This window comes from Nocardiopsis sp. NPDC055824 (genome assembly GCF_053616335.1).
This window is the reverse complement of the sequence record NZ_JBSHDN010000284.1, coordinates 1-6,300: the sequence shown is the minus strand read 5'-3', so window position 1 is coordinate 6,300 and position 6,300 is coordinate 1. Positions and strand designations below refer to the sequence as shown.

Genomic DNA, 6,300 nt, shown 5'->3' with positions numbered 1-6,300 from the left:
TTCGGGAGCCGGGGGCGAGGGCGGGGCCCGCCCCGGTGCGGCGGCCGGGGCGTGCGCCACCGACCCCCGGCCGGGCGCACCCCGCGGGCGCGCCGTGCGGCCCCGCCCCCGTCACACCCTGGGGCGGGCTGTCCCGGCCGGGGTACTCCACAAGACCCCCGTTGCCACCACCACGTGACCCCGAGGCGCCGGGACCGGCCACGGGTACACGATCATCGGGGGCGGGGACCCCGCGTCACACCGGCGACGGTTCCGGTCGGCCCGTCAGCGCCGGCCGACCGACTCCGTCTCGTTCCAGAACGAGGTCAGCACACCCGACGTGGTCTCGGGCGCCTCGACGTTGGGGGAGTGGCCCGCACCCGGCACCACCAGTCTTCGCGCGCCCATCCGCTCGGCCATGTCGTCCTGGGCGGCCGGGGTCCACGCGGTGTCGTTCTCGCCGTAGACGACGAGCGAGGGGATCTTCAGGTCGGCGAGTTCGCCGACCCGGTCCTCGGCGCCCAGTAGGTCCTCGGCGGTGCGCATCAGCCCCAGGGCGCTGCTGGACAGCAGCCGTTCCCGGAGGAACTCCCGGATCACCGGGTCGGGGGTGCGGCTGCGCGCCTCCGCGTCGAACCGCTCCTCCCACAGCTCGCGGAGCCGTTCGGGGGTGGGGTCGACGGAGAGGGCGGCGATGAGGCCGCGGGCGGTCATGGCGCCCGGGCCGCCCAGGGCCGCCGGGCCGCTGCACATCAGGGTCAGCGAAGCGAGGTCGGCGAGCCCGGACAGGGCGGTCTCGCGGGCCACCAGGCCGCCGAAGGAGTGCCCCACCAGGTGGGCCTGTCCGCTTCCGCCGACGAGGTGGAGGACCTCGGCGACCACGCCGCCGAGGGAGGACAGGCGGTAGTCGGGGAGCTGGACGCCCGGGGGAGCCCGGAGGGTCTCCGGCCCCGGCGACTCGTAGGTGCCGGGAAGGTCGATCGCGACCACTTCCCGGCCCGCCTGGGCGAGGCTCTGGAGGAGGGCGATGAAGTCCTCCTTGCTGCCGGTGAAACCGTGCACCAGGACAGCGGGAGCCAGCTCGGTGCCCCCTGAGGTGGGAAGAGCGCGCAGGGCGGCGAGGGGACCGTAGGAGAGGGGCAGGTCCGCGCGCCGCACGCCCGGCGGCAGGTCGATGAACTGAGGTGTACTCACGTCGGGCCACCCTAGACGATCGGTGGCCCGGCCCGGGATACCCCGGGCCGTGGCCGGCGGAGCGGCCGCCGACACCGGCACCGCGGGGGAGACGCGGTGCCCGCACGTCGTGCGCTCGCCGTGGCGCCCGTCCTCACGGGCGCGGCACGGCGGAGGGGTCAGGTGTTCTCGGGGTCCCGGTGGGCGGTGCCGCCGCGGGTGCGGCGGCGGCGCCGGATCCTGCGGGCGCCCTCGTCGGTGGACGCGGCACCGCCGCGGGGGGCCTCCGCCTGGGCCGGGGCGGTGGTCTCCGCCTTGACCGCGGTCCCCTCGGCCGGAGCCGATCCCTGGCCGCCGCGGGTACGGCGGCGCGAGCGGTTGCGGCCGCGTTCGCCGCCGCCCTCGCCCCGGCCGCCGGTTCCACGGCCGCCCTCGCCCGGGCCGCCGGTTCCACGGTCGCGGCCGCCGTCACGCCGCCCGCCGCGGTCGCCCCGGGGCATGCCGGTGTCGCCGATGTCCTCGATCTCCTCGGCCTCCAGGCCGGCGTGGTCGGCACGCTTGTCGGCGGCCAGCTTGCCCTTGGTCCCGGCGGGGATCCGCAGCGCCTCGAAGAAGTGCGGCGAGGTGGAGTAGGTCTCCTCCGGCTCGGCGAAGGGCAGGTCCAGGGCCGCGTTGATCAGCTTCCAGCGCGGCATCTCCTGCCAGTCCACGAAGGTGACGGCGGTGCCGCTGCGCCCGGCGCGGCCGGTGCGGCCGATGCGGTGCGTGTAGGTCTTCTCGTCCTCGGGCGTCTCGTAGTTGACGACGTGCGTGACGTCGTCCACGTCGAGCCCGCGGGCGGCCACGTCGGTGGCGACCAGGATGTTGATCTTGCCGTTGCGGAAGGCCCGCAGCGCCCGCTCGCGCTGGCTCTGCCCCAGGTCGCCGTGGACGGCCGCGACGGCGAACCCGCGCGTCTTGAGCTCGGTGGCCACGCGGTCGCAGGCGCGCTTGGTCTGGCAGAACACCATGCTCTGGCCGTGGTCCTCCGCCTGGACCAGGCGGGCGAGCATCTCGATCTTGTCCATCTGGTGGGTCCGCAGCGCGTGCTGCGTGATCCGTCCGGTGATCGCGGAGCCGTCGATCTCGTTGTCGTCGCCCGCGCGGACGTGCGTCGGCTGGCGCAGGTACTTGCGGGACAGGGAGACGATCTCGCTCGGCATGGTGGCCGAGAAGAGCATCACCTGGCGCTCGGCGGGGATCCTGGTGAGGATGCGCTCGATGTCGGGGAGGAAGCCGAGGTCGAGCATCTTGTCGGCCTCGTCCAGGACCACCGCGGACACCTCGTCCAGGCGCAGGTGCTTCTGGTTCTCCAGGTCGAGCAGCCGGCCCGGGGTGCCGACGACGACGTCGGTGCCCTCCTTGAGCCCGTTGACCTGCGGCTCGTAGGAACGGCCGCCGTAGACGGTCAGCACGCGGCCGCCGCTGCGCTTGGCGGCGGTGGTCAGGTCGGCCGCGACCTGGATGGCCAGCTCACGGGTCGGGACCACCACGAGCGCGCGGGGGCGCTTGGAGGAGCCGGGGGCCTGCTGCGCCCGCTGGAGCAGCGGGAGGCCGAAGGCCAGGGTCTTGCCGGTACCGGTGCGGGCCTGGCCGATGATGTCGCTGCCGTGCAGCGCGATCGGCAGGGCGAGCTCCTGGATCGGGAAGGGCTCCGAGATCCCCTCCGCCTCCAGGGCGTCGGCGAGTTCGGTGCTCACTCCCAGGTCGCGGAAGGTCGTCTTGGGTTTGGTCGTGTCATCTGTGGTGCTCAGGGCTCAAGCCTCCATCTTGGCGGGCCGCAACGTGGCGTGGCCGCGGCGGGGTGCGGTCGCGGTCGGCTCGTGGCCGCCGCGATGGGCGCGGCTCACCGCGGCCGTTACGGCGCGGTGGCGCTGCCTGCGTGATCCGTGCGGTGCGGGGGAACCCCCTCCGCGGATCGCGGACCGTCCCCGCGTGGACGGGGAGCATCCGTGGTTCGTGGTTTCCTGGCGCGGTCTCGGCGACCACGTCGGTGGTGCGGGTCCGCGCCCGGGTGGGCGCCGCCTGCGCGGCGCCGAGGCGTGGGAGCGTCCCCGCGTGTGTGAGGAGAGTCTCGGGTCGACCGCACACGCCGGTCATCACGCAGAGTCTAGCTGGTGACGCGCCGGGTGGACATAGCAGTTCACTCCGGCTGTGGACGGCTGGGACCGTACCCGCTCCCAGCGTGTGCAACCGTGCCGGCGGCCCGTTTAGTCCCCGTGGTCCCCCGTGCCGCGCCCCGCGGCCGGGCGATACCCTGGCGGGCATGACCAAAGGCCCCTCTGCCGACCCCGGCGTGATCGACCTGCTCGGGCTGCTCGCCTACGCGGAGCTCGGTTCCTTCTTCCGTCTCGCGGACGACGCCGGACTCGCCCCGTCGCTGCGGGGCAAGGGCCAGCTGGCGGCCCTGGCCGCCGCCGAGCAGGCGCACTACCAGACGCTCCGGGACCGCCTGGAGGAGCTGGGGGTCGTCCCCGAGGAGGCCATGGAGCCGTTCGTGGCGCCGCTGGACGCCTGGCACGAGCGCACCGAGGCGCAGAGCTGGCTGGAGAGCCTCGTCAAGACCTACGTCGGCGACGGCATCGCGGGTGACTTCTACCGCAAGGTCGCGGCGCTGGCGGACGAGGAGACCGCGGCCCTGGTCGAGGGAGTCCTGGCCGAGACCGGGCGCGCCGAGTTCGTCTCCGGGGCGGTGCGCGCCGCCGTGGCGGAGGACCCCAGGCTGGCCGGCCGGCTCTCCCTGTGGGCCCGCCGGCTGGTCGGCGAGGCGCTCAGCCAGGCGCAGCACGTGGCGGTGGCCCGCCCCCGGCTGGCCGCGCTCCTGGCCGAGGACCCCCAGGGCTCCGCCGGCGCCACCGCGCTCGGCGACCTGGCCGCCGTGAGCCGGATGTTCGCCTCCCTCACCGACCGCCACAAGGCGCGCCTCGACGCCATGGGCCTGTCCGCCTGACACGGGCCGCGCCGGACCGGGGACACCACGGACACTTGACCCGTACCAGGGGCTCCCTTGGTCAAGCGGGGGTAATATCCAACACTTTCGTGACGATTCGTTGGTGGGGACACGTAAACTCGTTGAAGTCTCCCGTCTCCTGACCACGCGAGTAGGTACTTCCATGCCCCGTGGGACCTCCGTGCGCCATCCGCTGGCCGGACTCACCCGTGACTTCCACAAGATCGGCCCGCTGGACGGCCCGATCGATCCCTGGATGTGCTCTGAGCTGGACCAGCACGCCGCACAGGTGTGCGAGGGCATCACCTCCTCGGGGAGCGGGATCAACGCCCGCACCCTCGGCACCTACCTCCACGGCTTCCTCGACGGGTGCCTCGAAAGGGGCTGGGACTCGGAGGCGGTCGAATACGACTGGGAGACCCTCCGCATTCTCGCGATCTGCCGACTGGCCAAGGACCGTGGTTTCGTCCGCTAGGTTGGTGACGTCCGCAGGCGGGTGTGACCCACGACGCGAGGTTCCCCGTGGGCACCTGCCGTTCCGGTTCTCCGGCGAAAAACCCGCGCCGGGCGTACGCTGAAAGGCGTAGGCCGCTCCGGGCGGCCGATAAGCGGCCCGGCGCATCGTGGTCGGACCGGGGCACTGCGGAATGCAACGTGGGATTCGCGGTGTTATGTCGGTTCGGGAGCGGACCGGCGGACGCCGTAACTGGCGGAGCGGCCCGCAGAGCCGCGAGAAAGGAATGCGAATGAGGAGCGGTCGACATGGGGCTGCGCGCCCACCGGTCGGCGTCCTGATCCAACAGGACCGCGTCGACTTCGCGCTGTTCGCACTGATCATCGTCGTCGCACTGGTGTCGATGTTCTTCACCGGGCCGGGGAACCTCGCCTTCTGGCTGGCTTTCCTGCCGATCATCGCCTCCGTCGTCCTCGCCTTCCGGAGGATCGAGCACCTGTCGCGCCTGGAGCTGCGCGACTCCGAGTTCCTCTGAGGGCCGCCCCGCAAGGGCGCGGCGCACACGGCGAGGGCGGGGCCTGGTGGCCCCGCCCTCCTCTGCTGTCCGCGGTCTCAGGGATCCGCGGACCTTTCCGTCACGAGGCGGGCCCGCCTCCCGGTCCGGGCCGGGTGGAGGCGGACGGCGCCTGGCCCGAGGCCGTGGCGCCCTCCCTGCGCTCGGTGGGACCGCTCATCGCGGCCTCCCTGCCGGCCCGGTAGCTCTCGTCCTTGTTGAGGCGGCCGGTCTCGCGCTCGGCCACGTCGAGCCAGCGGGACCAGCGCGAGCGCATCGGCTCGATCATGCCGCCGCCGACGCCGACGACGAGGATGCCGCCGATCGTCGCCAGGACGGCGATCAGGACCGGCATGGTCACGCTCACGGCGACGCCCATCTGGTTCAGCGCCGCGATGACACCGAGGGCCAGGATGAACACCCCCGCCACGTTGGCGATGAACCGGCCGTAGGACAGGCCGCCCAGCGCGCCCGAGATGATGTCGCGGACCGCCTTGGCGATCATGGCGGCGACCACGACGATCACCAGGGCCACGATGCCGCGCGGGATCCAGGAGATGACGTCGCTGAGCAGCGTGCTGATCGGGTTCGGACCGAAGACGTTGAACGCGAGAGTGAACACGAACAGCAGTCCGACGTAGTAGATGATCTTTCCGCACAGCTCGCTGGCGGTCCAGCGGCTCCGCTCGAAGTACTCGCCCACACCCCCGCGGTGCAGTGCGCGGTCCAGTCCGACGCCGTGCAGGCCCTTCGCGACCCCCTTGCCCACCAGCCAGGCGATGAACCAGCCCAGAACCAGGATCACGAGGAAGCCGATCAGCAGCGGTACGAAACCCACCACCGCCTGCCAGGCCGTCGTCAGGCCCTGACCCATGTCCATAACGTCTTCACCCCCAAATCGCTCACTCCGCCGGCGTGCCGAATTCGGCCCGGGCGGACTCCGCGAAGAGAAGCCATTTACTTCTCATTCCGGCGATACCCGGCGAACGGGAATCGAACCGCTTGTGAGACGTCGGGCGAGGGGATTGCCTTTTCTTGGTGAATTTCTTGCGAAAAAGGGGGAGAGGGATTCGCCGTGAGGGGGGACAATGCCGCCGGGACGATCGGTTCCGCCACAACGCGGGACCCCCGGGCGCGCCGTGCGCCCGGGGG

The 6,300-nt window shown here is 72.6% G+C and carries 6 protein-coding genes; 3 read left to right on the top strand and 3 right to left on the bottom strand.

The features are described 5' to 3' along the window. Window positions 1-264: 264 nt before the first annotated feature. Window positions 265-1,173, bottom strand: coding sequence for an alpha/beta fold hydrolase (locus tag ACWGL3_RS30220; protein WP_267948235.1), 909 nt, complete (start codon window positions 1,171-1,173; stop codon window positions 265-267). Window positions 1,174-1,331: 158 nt separating this feature from the next. Next, window positions 1,332-2,891, bottom strand: a complete 1,560-nt coding sequence (locus tag ACWGL3_RS30215) for a DEAD/DEAH box helicase (RefSeq protein ID WP_352984333.1) — start codon at window positions 2,889-2,891, stop codon at window positions 1,332-1,334. A gap of 566 nt (window positions 2,892-3,457) precedes the next feature. On the opposite strand from ACWGL3_RS30215, the gene ACWGL3_RS30210 reads away from it, so the two are divergent. From ACWGL3_RS30210 to ACWGL3_RS30200, 3 genes are all read left to right on the top strand, one after another. Beyond that, window positions 3,458-4,141, top strand: a complete 684-nt coding sequence (locus ACWGL3_RS30210; RefSeq protein WP_267948237.1) for a ferritin-like fold-containing protein — start codon at window positions 3,458-3,460, stop codon at window positions 4,139-4,141. Window positions 4,142-4,304: 163 nt separating this feature from the next. After that, window positions 4,305-4,616, top strand: a complete 312-nt coding sequence (locus tag ACWGL3_RS30205; RefSeq protein WP_344180146.1) for a DUF6401 family natural product biosynthesis protein — start codon at window positions 4,305-4,307, stop codon at window positions 4,614-4,616. A 271-nt stretch (window positions 4,617-4,887) separates the two neighbouring features. Next, window positions 4,888-5,130, top strand: a complete 243-nt coding sequence (locus ACWGL3_RS30200) for a hypothetical protein (RefSeq protein ID WP_267948239.1) — start codon at window positions 4,888-4,890, stop codon at window positions 5,128-5,130. 100 nt (window positions 5,131-5,230) lie between these two features. Here ACWGL3_RS30200 and ACWGL3_RS30195 read toward each other — a convergent pair whose 3' ends face one another. Then, window positions 5,231-6,028: a mechanosensitive ion channel family protein gene (locus tag ACWGL3_RS30195; RefSeq protein ID WP_267948240.1), complete on the bottom strand. Its 798-nt coding sequence runs from the start codon at window positions 6,026-6,028 to the stop codon at window positions 5,231-5,233. Window positions 6,029-6,300 lie beyond the last annotated feature (272 nt).

What these genes read in the sequence shown, in the direction of transcription:
- ACWGL3_RS30210 (WP_267948237.1), top strand. Translation starts at nt 3,458, where the DNA reads ATGACCAAAGGCCCCTCTGCCGACCCCGGCGTGATCGACCTGCTCGGG.
- ACWGL3_RS30205 (WP_344180146.1), top strand. Translation starts at nt 4,305, where the DNA reads ATGCCCCGTGGGACCTCCGTGCGCCATCCGCTGGCCGGACTCACCCGT.
- ACWGL3_RS30200 (WP_267948239.1), top strand. Translation starts at nt 4,888, where the DNA reads ATGAGGAGCGGTCGACATGGGGCTGCGCGCCCACCGGTCGGCGTCCTG.
- ACWGL3_RS30195 (WP_267948240.1), bottom strand. Translation starts at nt 6,028, where the DNA reads ATGGACATGGGTCAGGGCCTGACGACGGCCTGGCAGGCGGTGGTGGGT.